Source organism: Agrobacterium sp., assembly GCF_032092815.1.
GTDB lineage: Bacteria > Pseudomonadota > Alphaproteobacteria > Rhizobiales > Rhizobiaceae > Agrobacterium.
Genome location: NZ_DAMDBP010000032.1, coordinates 32,655 through 50,777, shown reverse-complemented (window position 1 = coordinate 50,777; position 18,123 = coordinate 32,655). Strand labels below are relative to the sequence as shown.

Genomic DNA, 18,123 nt, shown 5'->3' with positions numbered 1-18,123 from the left:
TGCGACTGTTGACTACGTAAGCCCAGACGTTGGCGACGACAACACTTCTGGTTGGGTTCGTCTGACCCGTTCGTTCTAATCTGACCTCTGGTCGATTAGTGAAAGCCCGGCAGAAATGCCGGGCTTTTATGTTTTGGAAGGTATTTCCCCAGTACGCCAGCGGGTACTAAGACATCGCTACGCGATGGCTCGTTCAACGTTTGGACGAGCGGTGCAAGTAGTCACCAAGACCGTCTAAGCTGTGTCAAGAATGATCTGGCAAAGGGGTGGCCCCAAAAAAGCCGAGGGTTGTCCAAAGCTTGAAGCTTTTGTAGCTGAGTGACGCGCACAGCCGAGACAGACCGCCTTCCGTCGCAATTTTAAGGCAGGCAAACGCATTCATTGAGCATGCGCTTGCGCGGTGCAATCAGGACAAGGCCTGAGCGAGATCAGCGGCCGTTGCGCAGGTCGTAGACGATATCGGATTTTTGGCCGAGGCGTGTTTTATACACCTGATAATTCTCCATCACCCGTTGCACGTAGTTGCGTGTCTCAGGGAAGGGGATGCGTTCAATCCAGTCGACAACCTCATCAATCGGTTTGCCACGCGGGTCACCATATCGCGTAATCCACTCGGGAACACGTTTAGGACCGGCATTATAGGCGATGAAGGTCAGGATATACGACCCGCCAAAGGCATCGATCTGCTCACCGAGATAGTGAGCACCCAGCGTTGCATTATATCCCGCGTCACTGGTCAACTTGGCTGGCGTAAAGGTCAGACCATGGCGGCTGGCAACGCCCTTCGCCGTCCCCGGCAAAAGCTGGAGCAGACCGCGGGCATCGGCCGGCGATATGGCGGCTGGGTTGAATGCGCTTTCCTGCCTGGCGATGGCATAGGCCAGCGCTTTGCCCGAACCTGAAATATTGGCGCTATCAGGAATGACGCCAAGCGGATAGGCTAGGGCGGCAGCATCTATACCGCGCGAAAAGGCTGTCTTTCCGATTTGCAGCGAAACCTGATGGTTGCCATTGCGTTCAGCGCGAGCCGCCAGGATAGCGAGTTCGCCTGCGCTGTCCAGCTGCTGAGAAAGCGCCCGGTAGAGGCTGTCAGCCCGCCAGCTATAGCCAGCCGCTTCCAGTCGATCAATCGCACGTACGGCTTCACGGGAGGCGAAAACCTGCCGGTCCGTATTGCTAGGCGTTGGATAGGTGACGTTAAGCGTCTTGACGCCGATTCGTGCAGCAGCCAACTGTCCGTAAAAGGTGCCAGGATGGTTGGCGGCCTTTGAAAAATAGTCGCGCGCATTGCCCTCGCCGCCAGCTTCGGCTGCACGGCCCAGCCAGTAATAGGCGCGAGACGCGGAAAGTGGTCGGTTGGATGTGTCGAGCAGCTTCTGGAAATGTTTTTCCGCGGTTTTTGGGTCGTTTAGTGCCCGCAACGCATACCAGCCGGCATGAAACTCGGCATCGGCAACGTCAGTCGCAGAGGTCGCTGCATGGTTGGCAACAATCCGGTAGGCCTGCCTGAAATCACCCAGATCGGTCAAACCGCGCGCAATAATGCGTTGTTCATTCCACCACTCACCGGGATTGACGAGTTTTGCCTTATCCCGCGGCATTTGTTCGAGCAGTTTGGCTGCTTCCTGATATTTGAGCTGGCTGCGCAAATACTCGATGCGGGCAAACAGGAAAGTCGGATCGCCTGTCCATGATTTATCAACGGCGTTGAGCAACGCAGGGGCGTTGCTGGATCTCTGCAGAACGGCAGCCCATGCCTTGTAAAGCGACTGCGCCTTGCCAAGGTCAGCAAATCGCTTGGCCTGACTAATCCGGCTGCGATACATGAGGTAATCCATTCGGGCCTTATGATCGCTCGTTGTCAGAAACGATGAAAACTCCTTGAGGATTTGATCCTCAAGATCCTTGTCCATGCCCTCACGCAGCCAGATGCGGCGGATATTGGCCGCGGCCTCGGCTGACTGACCATTGGCCATCAGGGCGCGCGAAAGAATGATGGCGCCTTCCGCGGTTTCAGGCTGGGTTTTGCCGAACGCCGCCAATACCCGCGCGGTCGGCGGGTTTTCGCGCAGCAGCGCGCGCTCCGAATTGGCGCGGAACGTTGTAACGCCCGGCCACCCTTTCAGCTCGCGTTGCGCCGTGGCAATTTCAGAGGAGGGAACATCCTTCATGCCGGAGACGGCTATTGCCCAGGTCAGAATATGACGATCAAGACTGTCTGCTGCCAATCCATTGCGAATTGCAATTGCGCGGGCAGCGTCGCGCGATGACAGAGCATCCAGCCCGGTTTTCAACGCTGTGACATCGCCAGGCCTGCTTGTGCGGGGAATAGCACCGGTAATAATGTCGGGGTTGGGAGCAGCGAAAGGCGCTGGCGTGTTCGGGCGCACATAGGGCAATGGCGCAGATGCGGGCAGGGGCGAAGTCTCGGGCACAGGTGAGGCAAAAGCGTGCCACACCCCAGCGCTCAAACTGGCAGCCAAAAAGGTTATCGCCGTCTTTTTCATCCCGTCACTCACAACTTTGGAAATTCACCTTCCATTAACTGCCTGCTGCATTAACGAAACCTTACCGTAACGCTTCAAATTCGATCAATTATCATTGAGCGGCCTGTCAGGGCGTGATGATGACGGTTTGAGAAATAAAACTGTCACATCATTTGGCTTTTTAGCAGAAAATAGCGCCCTTGCATGCTTGTCCGTTGATAAGACCGGAACTAATGTGTGGCGGTTTTAACCATGGAAATGCGGCTGAAGCGTGGATAGCCAGTCGCAAGGAGCTTTGCATGTTCAAGGGATCCATTCCCGCCCTCATTACTCCGTTTACCGCTACCGGCGCGGTGGATGAAACGGCTTTCGCCGCTCACGTTGAGTGGCAGATCGCGGAAGGCAGCAGCGGTCTTGTGCCGGTTGGCACGACTGGCGAATCGCCAACCCTTTCCCACGATGAGCACAAACGTGTCGTGGAGCTGTGCGTGGAGGTCGCGGATAAACGGGTTCCAGTCATCGCAGGCGCTGGTTCCAACAACACACGTGAAGCCATCGAACTTGCCAAACACGCGCAGGATGTTGGTGCGGATGCTCTGCTGGTGGTGACACCTTATTATAACAAGCCGACCCAGAAGGGCTTGTTTTCTCATTTCTCGGCCATTGCCGACGCTGTGAACCTGCCAATCGTCATCTACAACATTCCGCCACGCTCGGTCATCGACATGAGCCCGGAAACGATGGGAGCGCTGGCCAAGGCACACAAAAACATTGTCGGCGTCAAAGACGCCACCGGCAAGATTGAGCGTGTGTCCGAGCAGCGCATCTCCTGCGGCAAGGATTTCGTTCAGCTGTCCGGCGAAGATGCCACAGCCCTCGGGTTTAACGCCCATGGTGGCGTCGGCTGCATCTCTGTCACGGCAAATGTTGCCCCGCGTTTGAGCGCGGAATTCCAGGCCGCGATGCAGGCCGGAAATTATGAACTTGCGCTTGAGTATCAGGATCGTCTGATGCCGCTGCACAAGGCTATTTTCATGGAGCCTGGCGTGTGTGGTGCAAAATATGCGCTGTCGCAAATTCGTGGCATCAACCGAACAGTGCGCTCGCCACTGATGAGCGCACTGGAGCCGGCAACGGAAAGTGCGATTGATGCGGCATTGAAACATGCCGGCCTTATGAACTGATTAGCATTGCGTGAGGCGCGCTTACTTGGCGCGCCTTCACATTCCGGCATGCCTGCACTAAATAAGGCGTATAAAGCCGTCTGCGCACACAACGCGACGACATAACAAAAAAACGACAAAAGGCGGATCGGAAACCATGGCTCCCAAAGGCAGTCAGCGCACGGTGAAGAAGATTGTCGCGGAAAACCGCAAGGCACGCTTCAATTACGAGATCATTGATACCTATGAAGTCGGCTTGGTACTCACCGGCACCGAGGTCAAGTCGCTGCGTGAAGGCAAGGCGAACATCGCCGAATCTTATGCGTCTGACGAAGGCGATGAAATCTGGCTCATCAATTCGCATCTGCCTGAATATCTGCAGGCCAACCGCTTCAATCATGAGCCACGCCGCCGCCGCAAGCTTTTGCTGACCAAGCGCGAAATCGGTCGCTTGCGCTCGGCCATCAACCGCGAAGGCATGACGCTGATTCCGCTCAAGATTTATTTCAACGACCGTGGCCGCGCCAAAATGGAACTTGCCTTGGGCAAGGGTAAGAAGTTGCACGACAAGCGCGAGACGGAGAAGGAGCGCGATTGGAATCGCCAGAAGTCTCGCCTTCTCAAGGGTGATTCCCGATAGGATGACTTTGCCAGTAAAACGGGCTTGATATCGAAATAAAAAAGGGCGCCGCAACATGTGTTGGGCGCCCTTATTGTTTGTTCTGTCACAGCTTATGCTGCGCGGTAGACCGGTTGTTCATAGCTCATCTGCGTCGAAACCTTGAAGCGGGAGACCAGATCGGCAAGGCTGCTGCTGATGTCGCTGAGGCCATGGGTTGCCGCATTGGTCTCTTCAACCATGGCAGCATTTTGCTGGGTCAGCTGATCCATGCTGGTAACGGCAGTATGGATTTCCTGAATGCCGGCAGCCTGCTCTTGTGCGGCCGTCGAAATCGCGCCGATATGCTCCTGAATGCTGTCCACCTTTTCACCGATGGAATGCAGAGCTTCGCCTGTCTTGTTGACGAGAGAAACGCCGTGCAACACATCAGCAAAGGACTTGTCGATCAGGGTCTTGATTTCCTTGGCGGCAGAAGCCGAGCGCTGTGCCAGTTCACGAACTTCCTGCGCAACCACCGCAAATCCCTTTCCGGCTTCACCAGCGCGAGCAGCTTCAACGCCAGCATTGAGCGCCAGAAGGTTGGTCTGGAAGGAGATTTCGTCAATCACACCTATGATCTGGGTAATCTTTTGCGACGATTCTTCGATCGCGCCCATTGCGTGAACGGTTTCGGCAACGATATCACGAGACTTGTTGGCCTCCTGGGCGGAACTGCGCACAATGTTTTCCGCCTCGCGTGTACGCTGGGCAGACTGGCGGGAAATGGTGGTGATCTGCTCGATTGCCGTTGAGGTTTCTTCTAGTGCGGCAGCCTGCTGTTCCGTTCTGCGCGCCATGTCGTCTGTCGACGTCGTCAATTCGCGCGTATTGGCGGAAATCTTGTGTGTCTCTGCAACAATATCGGAGAATGCTTTGGAAAGATTGCCGATGGCCTGGTTGTAATTATCACGCAGCGATTCAAATTGTGCAGCAAGCGTTGCATCAAGTTTGGTGGCGAGGTCGCCGCCGGCCAATTTATTCAGCGCAAGGTTGAGAACATCAAGAGCATTTTCCTGCTCTTCCTTCATCTGGCGCTGCTGGCCTTCGGCTTTTTCGCGCTCTTCGGCCAGTGCATCAAGGTAAACTGTAATGGAGTAATCCATGTCGAGCAAAGCGGCTTTGAGCACCACGGATATGTCGCGGGTCAACGCCTTGGCCTTGCTGTCATAGAGAAAACCTTTCAGCTGATTTTCAATCAACGCCTTGACGATACCTTCAACGACAAGCGCATAGGCACCAATGTACCAGCGCGGTTCCAGCCCAAGTTTGGCATGGGTGCGGCCGATGGCGCTCACCGCCTGCACATAGTCCTCATCGAGCCGGCCCGTTGCGATGCGGGACCAATGTTTGACCTGCATGCTTTTGGCATGGGCGATATGCGCATCGTTGGCGAAGAACTTGGCCGTATGGGGGACCGTTTTTGCCTTGCTGTAAAATGCGTCCAGAGAGCCGCTCAGCGAATCTGTAATCACAGGCATGATGTTGTGAAGGTCGCGCTTTTGGTTAGCGCCTATCCCCAAAAAGGAAAGCCGTTCTTCCAGTGCCTGATAGTTGTTTTGCTTGCCGCTCATCAATTTGACTCGTTCATTTACCCGCGGAGAAAATTCTCTCGGTCCCATGAAATGACAAGGCCACAATTAGGCTTAATCAATTCCTAACATAGGATTCGGTGATATAACTGCCGGCAAGGAAAATCCGTCATTTTCTACGGATTGAATTGCGCAAAACTCATATATTCGTGAGTGCGAATTGTCTTGCTGAATGCTTAGCAAGAATATTTTGCGTTAAATGAAGTCAAAAAAAAATTTCGGAAGAATTTTATTTTGGGCAAATTCTAGGTGTTCTTAGTTTTATTTCATGAATGTTGCAGGTTTTAAAGATAATGCGATATTCGCACATGCAATAAAATCAGAAATTCAAAAACAACGGCGCTGTAGAAAACGAAACCGCACTGCCCAAGCCTTATGCTTTTCGACGGTGCGGTCTTGTGAGTGTGAAGTATAAATTCCAGAACAAGATTTTATTCCTGAATTGCACCTTCGGTAACACGTTGCGGTTTTTCAGACGGGTCGCGGCCAATCTCCGCTTTCAACGAGACGAGGTCGATGAAATGGTCGGCCTGACGACGCAGGTCATCAGCAATCATTGGTGGCTGCGTAGACATGGTCGACACGATGGAAACCTTGCGACCCCTACGCTGCAATGCATCAACAAGCGTGGTGAAGTCACCGTCGCCGGAAAAGATGACGAGGTGATCGACGGTGCTGGATTGCTCCATGGCGTCAACAGCAAGTTCGATGTCCATGTTGCCCTTGATCTTGCGACGCCCCATGGAGTCGGTAAACCCCTTGGCGGGCTTCGTCACGACCTTGTAGCCGTTATAGTCAAGCCAATCGATCAGCGGACGGATGGACGAGTATTCCTGGTCTTCGATGAGTGCGGTGTAATAATACGCACGCAGAAGGTAGCCTCTTTTCTGGAAAGCTTTTAGCAGCTTGCGGTAGTCGATATCAAAGCCGAGATTTTTGGAAGCTGCATAGAGATTTGCGCCGTCGATGAAGAGAGCAATTTTCTCTCGGGGATCGAACATGTATGGTTAGTCCTTCCTCATAAATGCTGGCCAGAAGTGCTGACCGAGATTTTTAAAACCGGTTGTAGCAAATCACTTTAGTGGCTCATCATACATTATGAGCACGTCATATAAAGTTCATTATTCGAGGTTCAGCTTTATTCCAAGTCAATTGTGGCTGATAATTCACCGAAAAGCGCAAAGAATGCGCAAATCATGCTAAAGTGACGGCAATTCACGAAAAACTTGAATTTTGTGCCCAATCCCTGTATCGGGCAAGCATACAAGCGATATAACGACCGCAAAGGACAGGCAATGGCCCGTGTCACAGTAGAAGACTGCATTGATAAGGTAGACAACCGTTTTGAGCTGGTGTTGCTGGCAAGCCACCGCGCACGGCAGATCTCGCAAGGTTCGCAGATCACGATCGATCGCGACAACGACAAGAACCCGGTCGTGGCGTTGCGCGAGATTGCTGATGAAACCCTGTCTCCTGACGACCTCAAGGAAGACCTGATCCACTCGCTGCAGAAGCATGTTGAAGTGGATGAGCCAGAACCCGATCCAGCTGCCGTTGCGGCAAATGCTGCATCGTCCGACGTCGAAGACGACGATCAGCCAGAAGCAATCACATTCGACCAGATGTCGGAAGAGGATCTGCTGGCTGGCATCGAAGGCCTCGTTGCGCCGGAAAAAAGCGACGATTATTGATTCTCTTTATGTCGGCCAGGGCAGGCGGTTACCGTCTGTAAATCTTTGCTGTCATAATTTGATCCCATATGATGCAGAATTGTGCGCCAATCTAACAGGTTGGCGCGCTTTCTTTTTAATGGCGGTTGGTTTCCAATGATGAGGCAATACGAACTCGTTGAGCGAGTTCAAAAATACAAGCCGGATGCGAATGAGGCGCTGCTGAACAAGGCCTATGTTTATGCGATGCAGAAACATGGCCAGCAGAAGCGTGCCAATGGTGACCCCTACATTTCGCACCCGCTTGAAGTTGCCGCCATCCTGACAGAGATGCACCTCGATGAATCCACCATCGCCGTTGCCCTCCTGCATGACACGATTGAAGACACCAGCGCCACGCGTCAGGAAATCGACGAGTTGTTCGGCGAGGATATCGGCCGCCTCGTGGAAGGCCTGACCAAGCTCAAGAAGCTTGATCTGGTCAGCAAGAAGGCCAAGCAGGCCGAAAACTTGCGCAAGCTGCTGCTTGCCATCTCCGACGATGTGCGGGTTCTGCTCGTCAAGCTGGCCGATCGCCTGCACAACATGCGTACCATGGAGTATATGCCTGCCGACAAGCGCAGCCGCATCTCCGAAGAAACCATGGAAATCTATGCGCCACTTGCTGGCCGCATGGGTATGCAGGATATGCGTGATGAACTGGAGGATCTGTCCTTCCGCTATCTCAATCCTGAAGCCTACGAGACCGTCACCAAACGGCTGAGCGAGCTTGAAGAGCGCAACCAGGGTCTGGTCAAGAAGATCGAGGACGAGCTGCGCGATCTCCTGGTTGCCAATGGTATCACCGGTGCCATGGTCAAGGGCCGGCAGAAGAAGCCCTATTCTGTCTTCCGCAAGATGCAGTCGAAGTCGCTGTCCTTCGAGCAGCTCTCCGATGTCTACGGTTTCCGCATTCTGGTCGATGATATTTCGTCCTGTTACCGTGCGCTCGGCATCGTGCATACGCGCTGGCGCGTGGTGCCCGGCCGCTTCAAGGATTACATCTCTACACCGAAGCAAAACGATTACCGTTCAATCCACACCACCATCGTTGGTCCGTCTCGCCAGCGTATCGAGCTGCAGATCCGCACCAAGCGCATGCATGAAATCGCCGAGTTCGGCATCGCCGCGCATTCGCTCTACAAGGATGGTGAGAACGGGGAGGGCGATCTGCTTTCGCCGGAATCCAACGCTTATTCCTGGCTGCGCCACACTATTGAGGCGCTGGCGGAAGGGGACAATCCGGAAGAGTTTCTGGAGCACACCAAGCTCGAACTTTTCCAGGACCAGGTTTTCTGCTTTACGCCCAAGGGTAAGCTGATTGCGCTGCCACGCGGCGCAACGCCCATCGATTTTGCCTATGCGGTTCACACCAACATTGGCGACACCACCGTTGGCGCCAAGATCAACGGCCGTATCATGCCGCTGGTGACGCGCCTCAGCAACGGCGACGAGGTGGAGATCATTCGCTCCGGCGTACAGGTGCCACCTGCCGCCTGGGAAGAAATCGTGGTGACTGGCAAGGCGCGCGCCGCCATTCGCCGTGCCACCCGCATGGCCATCCGCAAGCAATATGCGGGCCTCGGTTATCGTATCCTCGAGCGCACCTTTGAGCGTGCCGGCAAGGTCTTCTCGCGCGACGCGTTGAAGCCAGCTCTGCATCGTCTGGCACAAAAGGATGTTGAGGACGCCATTGCGCTGGTCGGCCGCGGCGAGATGTCGTCGCTCGACGTGTTGCGCGCGGTTTATCCGGATTATCAGGATGAGCGCGTCACCGTGAAGCTGAATGGCGACGATGGCTGGTTCAATATGCGCAGTGCCTCCGGCATGGTCTTCAAAATCCCCGGCAAGTCACGGTCGGTTCTTGAGGACGATGGCGCCGCCGAAATCGCCGAAGGACCGGACCCACTGCCGATCCGTGGTCTGTCCGGCAATGTCGATGTGCATTTCGGGGCCGCAGGTGCAGTTCCGGGTGACCGGATTGTCGGTATCATGGAAAAGGGCAAGGGCATTACCATCTACCCGATCCAGTCACCGGCCCTTCAGCGGTTCGATGATGAGCCGGAACGCTGGATCGATGTGCGGTGGGACCTTGATGAAGCCAACAAATCACGGTTCATGGCGCGGTTGATGATCAATGCGCTCAATGAGCCCGGCACGCTGGCATCGGTTGCCCAGTCCATAGCTACGCTGGATGTCAATATTCGCAGTCTGAACATGATCCGCATCGGTACGGACTTTTCCGAGCTGTCGCTGGATGTTGAAGTCTGGGATTTGCGTCAGCTCAACCAGCTCCAGTCGCAGCTTAAAGACTTGGATTGCGTATCAACTGTCACTCGTGCCTTCGATTGAGGCAGAATTTGCACTCTAAATAGACTTGTACGCCGCTGATATGCATTGGGTGCATATCAGCGGCGTTTTCATGTCTGTAGTCAAGTTGCCCGTGCACGACTATATTCCTTTTCAGAATACAGAAACAAAGTTCACGGCGAGCCAGCGGAAAATGATCGCGGCGCCGGTTTGAAGAAAAGGACAAGATTATGTTTAACCCAATTCGCAAGATTGCTCGTGCTGTTCGTGGTAAGACTGTTCAGGAACGCGAGTTCGACTACCTCAATGCTTCGATGTCGCAGGTTGATCTTGAGTTTCGTCAGCGCGAAATTGATCGTGGCCTGTTCCGTCGCTAATCCAAACGGTTTTACGGCAGGGCTTTGAAGGGTTGTATTTCGTAACAAACACCGCTTGGCGGTTTTGAGACGATGCAATAAACTGACCAGATGCCATTTCGCCGGAAAAAACCTGCTGGATTTGTGGAAAGATTGCGCGCGCTGGTTTGGCCGCGCAAGGGGTTCAAGCGTTCGTTTCGCTATCTGGCGCTGCGACTTTCACGCCTCTCGGCGTCGCCGCATTCGGTTGCGGCAGGCTTTGCCATCGGTGTTGCCGTTGCGTGGACGCCATTTCTCGGTGTCCATATTCTTCTCGCTCTGGCGATCGGTTTTGTATTGCGGGTCAGTCTCGTGGCTGCCGCCCTCGGAACGGCCATAGCCAATCCCCTGACATTGCCATTCATCTGGGCGTCGACATGGGAAATAGGCCATCTGCTTTTGGGTCGGCAGGGTGCTGCCACCGTTGAGCATCTTAATTTCGAATCCCTTCTTCATCACATGGATTTTCGCCAGATCTGGCGGCCTGTGCTGGAGCCGATGGTTGTCGGTTCAGCGGTGCCAGCGCTGATATGCGCAACCATTGCCTATTTCGGTGTGTTGGTGCTGATGCGCGCCATGCGCCGCCAGCGTTTGCAGGTCATGCCGCAAACGGTTTCTCTTCCCCGTAATGACACAGGAATTTCCGCATGATTGTTGGCATCGGCAGCGATCTCATCGACATTCGCCGCGTCGAAAAGTCGATTGAGCGTTTTGGTGAGCGCTTTACCCATCGCTGTTTCACGCCAATTGAGCGCGCCAAATCCGATGGCCGAAAAAACCGGGCAGCGTCCTACGCCAAGCGTTTTGCAGCCAAGGAAGCCTGTTCCAAGGCTCTGGGGACCGGCCTCGCCCAAGGCGTGTTCTGGGCCGATATGGGAGTTGTCAACCTGCCGGGCGGCAAGCCGACCATGGCCTTGAGTGGCGGGGCAGGGGAACATCTGGCAAAATTGCTGCCCGAAGGCCACGAGGCTTTCATTCACCTGACGATTACGGACGAGTTCCCATACGCTCAGGCATTTGTGATTATCGAGGCAAGGCCGATAAAACCTTGATAAATGGCGGTGCGAGCCGGGTGCCATGGCGTCCGTTCTCCGGCTGCCAAACAGAATACTTTCCTTTACGCTGGAAAGGCTCTAGAGAAGTCTTCGATTTTAGGAACGAGCAGGCAGGTCTTTAAGTGTCCGATAAAGCTGAAAAGAAGCAGAACGCCCTTTGGGAAAACATCAAGGTTATCGTGCAGGCGCTGCTGCTTGCCATGGTTATTCGTACAGTTCTGTTCCAGCCGTTCACCATTCCGTCGGGCTCGATGATGCCGACGCTGCTGGTGGGTGACTACCTGTTCGTGAACAAGTTCTCTTATGGCTATTCGAAATATTCGCTGCCATTTTCGCCAAACCTGTTCTCGGGACGCATTTTTGCAAGCGAGCCAGAGCGTGGTGACATCATCGTGTTCCGCCTGCCGCCAAACCCTGAAGTTGATTATATCAAGCGTCTTGTTGGTCTGCCGGGCGACCGCGTTCAGGTGACCAATGGCGTGCTGTTCATCAATGGCAAGCCTGTTCCAAAGCAGCCCGATGGCACCTTCACCTCGGATTACCGTCTGGATCCGGGGTCGGATGTTCCGGTCTTCCGTGAGACTTTCGATAATGGCGTTTCGTTTGACACGCTGGATCAGGTGCAGGATTCGCGCGGCGACAACACCCGTGAATTCGTTGTTCCGGAAGGCCATTATTTCTTCATGGGTGACAACCGCGACAACTCTCTCGACAGTCGTTTTGACGTTGGTTTCGTGCCAGCTGAAAACCTGATCGGTCGCGCCAGCATCATCTTCTTCTCGCTGGGCAATGACACGTCGTTCCGCGAATTCTGGAAATGGCCTGCCAACATGCGTTGGGATAGACTGTTCAAGGTCGTGGAATGAGCAAGGCAAAACCTCTTTCGGCAGAGGAAATTGGCCGCATCGAGGAGCTGATTGGCCACGTATTTACGGAAAAGGCGCGACTTGATCGCGCCTTGACCCATGCAAGCGCCCGCTCCGCATCTGCCGGAAACTATGAGCGCCTCGAGTTTCTGGGCGACCGCGTTCTGGGACTGTGTGTTGCAGAACTTCTGTTCTCCACCTTCCGTTCTGCAGCAGAAGGCGAACTGTCCGTTCGCCTGAACCAGCTTGTCAGCGCCGAATCCTGCGCCGCCATAGCCGATGAAATGGGCCTGCATCATTTTATTCGCACCGGCGCCGATGTGAAGAAGCTGACGGGCAAAAGCATGCTCAACGTGCGGGCCGATGTGGTGGAAAGCCTGATTGCCGCGATCTATCTCGATGGTGGTCTGGAAGCATCACGCCGCTTCATTTTGAAGTTCTGGCAAAAGCGTGCAACCCGCATCGATGCGGGACGTCGGGATGCCAAGACCGAGCTGCAGGAATGGGCGCATGCCCGTTTTGCCGTCACACCATCTTACAGGGTTGACGATCGCAGCGGACCGGATCACGATCCGCGCTTTACAGTGACCGTGGAAATTCCCGGCGTAGCACCGGAAACGGGCGTTGAGCGCTCCAAGCGTGCCGCCGAACAGGTTGCCGCCACCAGATTACTCGAACGAGAAGGCGTCTGGCAAAAAACGCCCGCCGCAGACTGATTGGACATTATGACCGAACATGAAAACACCGAAGGCCAGAGCGACGAAACCGTTGCTGCCGGCCCAACCCATTCCGGGTTCGTCGCGCTGATTGGTCCGACGAATGCGGGCAAGTCGACGCTGGTCAACCGGTTGGTCGGCGCCAAGGTTTCGATCGTCAGCCACAAGGTGCAGACGACGCGCGCCGTGATGCGCGGCATTGCCATTCATAACAATGCGCAGATCGTTTTCATGGATACACCCGGTATCTTCAAGCCGCGCCGCAAGCTGGACCGCGCCATGGTGACGTCGGCCTGGGGTGGTGCGAAGGATGCCGATGTCATCCTGCTGCTGATTGACAGTGAGCGCGGCCTGAAAGGCGACGCTGAGGCCATTCTCACCGGTCTCAAGGATGTGCCACAACCAAAGATTCTGTGCCTCAACAAGATTGACCAGGTTCAGCGCGAAGATCTTCTGAAACTGGCAGCGGCTGCCAATGCCGAAGTCAATTTCGAACGCACCTTCATGATCTCGGCCACCAATGGTTCCGGCTGTGATGACCTGATGGATTATCTCGCGGACAAGCTGCCGGAAGGCCCTTGGTATTATCCGGAAGACCAGATTTCCGATCTGCCAATGCGTCAGCTGGCGGCGGAAATCACCCGCGAGAAACTGTTCCTGCGGTTGCATCAGGAACTTCCCTACGCTTCGCATGTTGAAACGGAAAAGTGGGAAGAGCGCAAGGATGGCTCTGTTCGCATCGAGCAGGTGATTTATGTCGAGCGTGACAGCCAGAAGAAGATTGCGCTTGGCAAGAACGGTGAGGCGATCAAGGCCATTTCCACCGCATCGCGCAAGGAACTATCGGAAATTCTGGAGCAGACCGTGCATCTGTTCCTGTTCGTGAAGGTCCGTGAAAACTGGGGCAATGACCCCGAGCGGTTCCGCGAAATGGGTCTGGAATTCCCCAAGGGTTAAGCCAGCTTTTCAACGAATGGTTGGAACAATTTTTGAGTGTGCGGGTTGATACTCGCATAACTCAATTGTTCCCAACCGTTTTGAGAATCAATGACCCCTCGCAGTCCAGCTGGATCCTCAACCACCCCATGTGAACACTGTCCCTTGCGGCAGATGCCGCATTTCCGGGATTTTTCCAACACAGAACTGGCTTTCGTTTCCCGCTTTAAGACGGGGGAACTGTCTGTCGAACCCGGCGCGCTGATCCTGATGGAAGGATCACACAGCGCCCACCTCTATACGGTGCTGCATGGCTGGGGATTTCGTTACAAGACGCTGGAAGATGGCCGCCGCCAAATCCTCAACTATGTCATGCCGGGCGACCTTGTCGGCCTGCAAGGCACGGTCATGGGAGAAATGCAGCATTCTGTGGAGGCGCTGTCTCCGGTTACCCTGTGCGTGTTTGAACGGGGCAGGCTGAACAATCTTTTCACCGATCATCCGACACTTGCTTATGACCTTACCTGGATTGCTGCCAGCGAAGAACGCATGCTGGACAGCCACTTGCTCAGCATCGGGCGGCGAACCGCGCTTGAACGCGCTGCCTATCTGATTGCCTTTCTTTACAGCAAGGCACGCTCCGTCAATCTTGTCGGCAAGGACGATACGCTGCCGGTGACCCAGCAGCACGTGGCAGATACGCTTGGCCTTTCCATCGTTCACACCAACAAGACCCTGCGCAAGCTGTCGGATCGTAATCTCTTACGCTGGACGGATCGTGGCTGTCTGGTGCTTGATGAAAAGGGATTGGCTGACCTCGCCGGCTGGGATGGCAACGGCAAAAAGGCCCGGCCATTTATCTGACCTTATCACCTTACGACATGTCTTTTTTAAATGACGTCGGTGTCCACATTTGCGATTCCATAAAACGGGTTCGCAGTGTTGCGAGGTGCTGGGCATACGCGTGAGGGTAGATAGAAGATATGGTGCGGCAACGGGCTCTCGTGCTGGAAGATGAATATCTCGTCGCGCTTGATATCGAGACGACCTTGCTTGGCATGGGGTTTGACACGGTTGATATCGCAACGTCGCTGGCTGGTGCCGTTTTGGCATTGGAAAAAGGCGACTATGATTGCGTTTTGCTTGATGTGAACATATCAGGCGAAACCAGCTTTGATCTGGCCCGTGATCTGGCCACGCGTCAAATCCCTTTCGGTTTTATCAGCGGTTACAGCGATACCAGCGGTTTCCCCGACGATTTGAAGCAATCACTTGTGCTGGGCAAACCCTTTGATGATGGTGAGTTCGCAAGCTTCGTGGCTAACCTGCTGGGTGACCACGAAAAGGCGGCAAGGCTGGATATGAAGGAGCCTTAAGCCAATTCCGCTTTCGCAAGCGATGCTGTAAACTACGTTGAATCAGCAATGCGGCAGTTAATTCCATGCAGTGGCAGGACGAGGCGATCATTCTTGGCGTGAAACGCCACGGCGAAACGAGTGTTATCGCCGAGGTGATGAGCCGTTCGCGTGGCCGACATCTGGGCATGGTGCGCTCCGGCCGCTCCCGCAGCATGCAGCCGGTGTTGCAGCCGGGCAATCTGGTGGATGTGACCTGGCGCGCACGCCTGCATGACCATATGGGTGAATACCGCATGGAGCCGTTGCGGTTGCGTGCTGCCCAATTGATGGAAACGGCGACTGCCGTTTACGGTGTGCAGGCCATGGGCGCGCTTTTACGGCTTCTGCCAGAGCGTGATCCGCACCCGCATCTGTTTGAAGCGATGAATGTCATCCTGGAAAACATGGCCAATCCGGCCGATGCTGGTGAACTGTTCGTGCGCTTTGAACTTGCCGTGCTGAACGATCTGGGTTTTGGCCTGGATCTGACGGAATGTGCCGCGACTGGTACGCGAAATGAGCTGGTCTATGTTTCACCCAAGACCGGCCGTGCCGTTTGCCGCGCTGCCGGTTTGCCCTATGCGGACCGCATGCTGCTGCTGCCGCCATTTCTTGGCCATGAGGGCAGGGTGGCGGCGACCTGTGAAAGCCTGACCGCCGCTTTCCGCCTGACCGGGCATTTCCTCAACCGGCATGTCTACGAACCACGTGGTCTGAATGACAATGCCGCCCGCGACGGTTTCGTCCAGGCGGCATTAAAGGCATTGTTGGCAACGGAACAAACGGCCCTCGACAAGGCCGTTTGAACGCCTCAGGCGAGTGCTGGCCGCTCGACGGCCTGTTCGCGGATTGGCCAGTGAACGATGGCCGCAAAGATTCCCATGCCGACACCCAGCCACCAAACCAGATCATAAGAGCCGAGGATGTCGTAGAGATATCCGCCCATCCACACACCAAGGAACGAGCCGATCTGGTGGGACAGGAACACCACGCCACCCAGCATGCCAAGATGGCGTGTGCCGAACATGATGGCGACCAGGGCATTGGTTGGCGGAACGGTGGAAAGCCACAACAGCCCCATGACAGCTGCAAAGATCACCACGGTCGTTGGCGTCTGTGGCAGCAACAGGAAGGCCGTGACGGCAATGGAACGGCCAATATAGATATAGGCCAGGAAATAGGGCTTGGAGTAACGCTGGCTGATGTAGCCTGCCGCCAATGAGCCGATGACGTTGAAAAAGCCGATCAGCGCCATGGCAATCACCGCATAACGTGGTTCGATCCCGATATCACCGAGATAGGCCGGGAAGTGTGCAGTGATGAATGCCACCTGAAAACCGCAAACGAAGAAACCGGTGGTCAGCAGAAGATAGCTTTTATGGCCAAGCGCTTCACGCAGGGCTTCACCGGCTGTCTGCTTGAACTGTGCCTGTGACTGTGTGCCGGAGGTGGAGTTGCCACGCAGTGGCCATGCCAGCAGTGGCACAACCAACATCATGGCCGCCATGTAGACAAGGCTTGAAGACCAGCCATAGGCAGAGATCAGGCCCTGGCTGATCGGGGCAAACAGGAACATGCCGGCCGAACCAGCAGCCGTGCCGATGCCGAAAGCCATGGTGCGCTGCTGCGGCGTCACGTTGCGGGCAAAAGCCGACAGGATGACGCTGAATGAGCCGGCAGCAATGCCAAGGCCAACCAGTATGCCGCCACCAAAATGCAGCCAAAACGGCGACGTGCCAAACGACATGCACACCAGACCACTGGCGTAAAGAATGCCAGACAGAATAAGCACGCGACCAGTACCGTATTTATCGGCAAGCGCCCCAAAGAATGGCTGGCCAATGCCCCAGAACAGGTTTTGGAAGGCCATGGCAAGACCAAACGTCGAGCGGTCCCAACCGGTGTCCTGTAACATCGGCAACTGGAAAAAGCCCATGGCGGAGCGCGGGCCAAATGTCATGACAGCGATCAGCGATCCGGCAATGATGATGAGCCAGGGCATCGGCTGGCGAAGGGAATCGGGCATTCAGATTATCTCCTGATAGAGCCCCATATTAGCTTTCATCATATTTTTGCGCCAATCAGTTTTGTTGAGGTTGCGCATAATGCGCATTGATGAATGCTGTTTTTGCTGTCAGAAGAGACGCCTGTACTATGCATTGTAATTAAAAAGAAATTTCTTGCCGATGACCGTTGTTCGCCGCGCCCGTTCGACTGATGTTGATGCAATTTTCGAGATCCGGACCAGCGTGACGCAGAACCATCTCTCCCACCAGCAGTTGTTGGAGCGTGGCATTTCGCCAGAGGTGGTCAGCGAGGCGCTGGAAAGCGAAACATGCGGATGGATCGCCGAAGTGGACGGACAGGCCGCCGCCTTTGCCATGGTGGATTTTGAGGATGCTTCGGTGTTTGCGCTGTTCGTCAAACCATCCTTCGAAGGCAAGGGTTTGGGCAATCTTTTGATGGATGAAGCAGAGGGTGCGCTTTTTGCCACCCATGAAACCATCTGGCTGGAAACGGATGCCTCACCTGATATCCGTGCAAATGGCTTTTATCAGCGGCGCAACTGGGTGGCCGTCGGTACCGACGACAAGGGTGATGTGCGCTATGAAAAGAAGCGCGGTTAAACCGCGCTCCTGATTGACTGTTCAGTGCTCAGGCGCGTTTCTTGATCGCCCAGCCTTCATTGCGGCTTTCGATGATGATTGCCGTATCGCCGACGGCAATTTGCCCTTCGCCACGCGGGGTGACATTCCAGCCAAAGAGCGGGCCGGGTACACGCCGGTCTGCAGACATGCGCAGGCGCCCCATGGCCTTCATCGGGGAGGCGACATCCCGCG

18 protein-coding genes and 1 pseudogene are annotated in these 18,123 nt (G+C 55.0%); 14 read left to right on the top strand and 5 right to left on the bottom strand.

Annotated features, from left to right (window positions below):
• Positions 1-428 precede the first annotated feature (428 nt).
• Positions 429-2,507: a transglycosylase SLT domain-containing protein gene (locus RT613_RS17350; protein ID WP_313617339.1), complete on the bottom strand. Its 2,079-nt coding sequence runs from the start codon at positions 2,505-2,507 to the stop codon at positions 429-431.
• A 278-nt stretch (positions 2,508-2,785) separates the two neighbouring features.
• Here RT613_RS17350 and dapA point away from each other — a divergent pair, with 278 nt between their 5' ends.
• Positions 2,786-3,670: a 4-hydroxy-tetrahydrodipicolinate synthase gene (gene dapA, locus RT613_RS17345; RefSeq protein ID WP_313617337.1), complete on the top strand. Its 885-nt coding sequence runs from the start codon at positions 2,786-2,788 to the stop codon at positions 3,668-3,670.
• A 136-nt stretch (positions 3,671-3,806) separates the two neighbouring features.
• Complete coding sequence (smpB, locus tag RT613_RS17340) at positions 3,807-4,289, top strand: SsrA-binding protein SmpB (RefSeq protein ID WP_313617335.1); 483 nt, start codon at positions 3,807-3,809, stop codon at positions 4,287-4,289.
• 92 nt (positions 4,290-4,381) lie between these two features.
• Here smpB and RT613_RS17335 read toward each other — a convergent pair whose 3' ends face one another.
• Both RT613_RS17335 and RT613_RS17330 read right to left on the bottom strand, forming a co-directional pair.
• On the bottom strand, positions 4,382-5,881 hold the full coding sequence (locus RT613_RS17335) for a globin-coupled sensor protein (RefSeq protein ID WP_313617333.1): 1,500 nt from the start codon (positions 5,879-5,881) through the stop codon (positions 4,382-4,384).
• A gap of 449 nt (positions 5,882-6,330) precedes the next feature.
• Positions 6,331-6,900 carry an NYN domain-containing protein gene (locus RT613_RS17330; protein ID WP_313617331.1) on the bottom strand — a complete coding sequence of 190 codons (570 nt, stop codon included), beginning with the start codon at positions 6,898-6,900 and terminating at the stop codon, positions 6,331-6,333.
• Between the two features lie 294 nt (positions 6,901-7,194).
• Here RT613_RS17330 and rpoZ point away from each other — a divergent pair, with 294 nt between their 5' ends.
• The 11 genes from rpoZ (at position 7,195) to recO (ending at position 16,089) form a co-directional block, all read left to right on the top strand.
• Positions 7,195-7,590, top strand: a complete 396-nt coding sequence (gene rpoZ, locus RT613_RS17325; protein WP_313617329.1) for a DNA-directed RNA polymerase subunit omega — start codon at positions 7,195-7,197, stop codon at positions 7,588-7,590.
• A 135-nt stretch (positions 7,591-7,725) separates the two neighbouring features.
• Positions 7,726-9,960 (top strand): bifunctional (p)ppGpp synthetase/guanosine-3',5'-bis(diphosphate) 3'-pyrophosphohydrolase, encoded by a 2,235-nt coding sequence (locus RT613_RS17320; RefSeq protein WP_313617327.1) that lies wholly within the window; start codon positions 7,726-7,728, stop codon positions 9,958-9,960.
• Positions 9,961-10,148: 188 nt separating this feature from the next.
• Entirely contained in the window at positions 10,149-10,295 is a 147-nt protein-coding gene (locus RT613_RS17315) for a DUF3563 domain-containing protein (protein WP_313617325.1), read from the top strand.
• A gap of 90 nt (positions 10,296-10,385) precedes the next feature.
• On the top strand, positions 10,386-10,964 hold the full coding sequence (locus RT613_RS17310; RefSeq protein WP_409558843.1) for a DUF2062 domain-containing protein: 579 nt from the start codon (positions 10,386-10,388) through the stop codon (positions 10,962-10,964).
• Positions 10,961-11,365: a holo-ACP synthase gene (gene acpS, locus RT613_RS17305; RefSeq protein WP_313617322.1), complete on the top strand. Its 405-nt coding sequence runs from the start codon at positions 10,961-10,963 to the stop codon at positions 11,363-11,365. The genes RT613_RS17310 and acpS overlap by 4 nt, the downstream gene beginning before the upstream one ends.
• A gap of 125 nt (positions 11,366-11,490) precedes the next feature.
• The gene (gene lepB, locus RT613_RS17300) at positions 11,491-12,234 is read left to right on the top strand and encodes a signal peptidase I (RefSeq protein WP_313617320.1); all 744 of its coding nucleotides are present in this window, start codon (positions 11,491-11,493) and stop codon (positions 12,232-12,234) included.
• Positions 12,231-12,950, top strand: a complete 720-nt coding sequence (gene rnc, locus RT613_RS17295) for a ribonuclease III (RefSeq protein WP_313617318.1) — start codon at positions 12,231-12,233, stop codon at positions 12,948-12,950. The genes lepB and rnc overlap by 4 nt, the downstream gene beginning before the upstream one ends.
• 9 nt (positions 12,951-12,959) lie before the next feature.
• Complete coding sequence (era, locus tag RT613_RS17290) at positions 12,960-13,907, top strand: GTPase Era (RefSeq protein ID WP_313617317.1); 948 nt, start codon at positions 12,960-12,962, stop codon at positions 13,905-13,907.
• A 90-nt stretch (positions 13,908-13,997) separates the two neighbouring features.
• Positions 13,998-14,750, top strand: coding sequence for a Crp/Fnr family transcriptional regulator (locus tag RT613_RS17285; RefSeq protein WP_313617315.1), 753 nt, complete (start codon positions 13,998-14,000; stop codon positions 14,748-14,750).
• Between the two features lie 119 nt (positions 14,751-14,869).
• Entirely contained in the window at positions 14,870-15,262 is a 393-nt protein-coding gene (locus RT613_RS17280; RefSeq protein ID WP_313617313.1) for a response regulator, read from the top strand.
• A gap of 65 nt (positions 15,263-15,327) precedes the next feature.
• Positions 15,328-16,089, top strand: a complete 762-nt coding sequence (recO, locus tag RT613_RS17275; protein WP_313617311.1) for a DNA repair protein RecO — start codon at positions 15,328-15,330, stop codon at positions 16,087-16,089.
• Between the two features lie 5 nt (positions 16,090-16,094).
• Here recO and RT613_RS17270 read toward each other — a convergent pair whose 3' ends face one another.
• Positions 16,095-17,309: an MFS transporter gene (locus tag RT613_RS17270; protein WP_313617309.1), complete on the bottom strand. Its 1,215-nt coding sequence runs from the start codon at positions 17,307-17,309 to the stop codon at positions 16,095-16,097.
• 160 nt (positions 17,310-17,469) lie between these two features.
• Here RT613_RS17270 and RT613_RS17265 point away from each other — a divergent pair, with 160 nt between their 5' ends.
• A complete protein-coding gene (locus RT613_RS17265) occupies positions 17,470-17,910 on the top strand; it encodes a GNAT family N-acetyltransferase (RefSeq protein ID WP_313617307.1) in 441 nt (146 codons plus the stop codon).
• Between the two features lie 28 nt (positions 17,911-17,938).
• Here RT613_RS17265 and RT613_RS17260 read toward each other — a convergent pair.
• A pseudogene (locus tag RT613_RS17260) lies at positions 17,939-18,123 on the bottom strand (MOSC domain-containing protein); the annotation flags it as partial.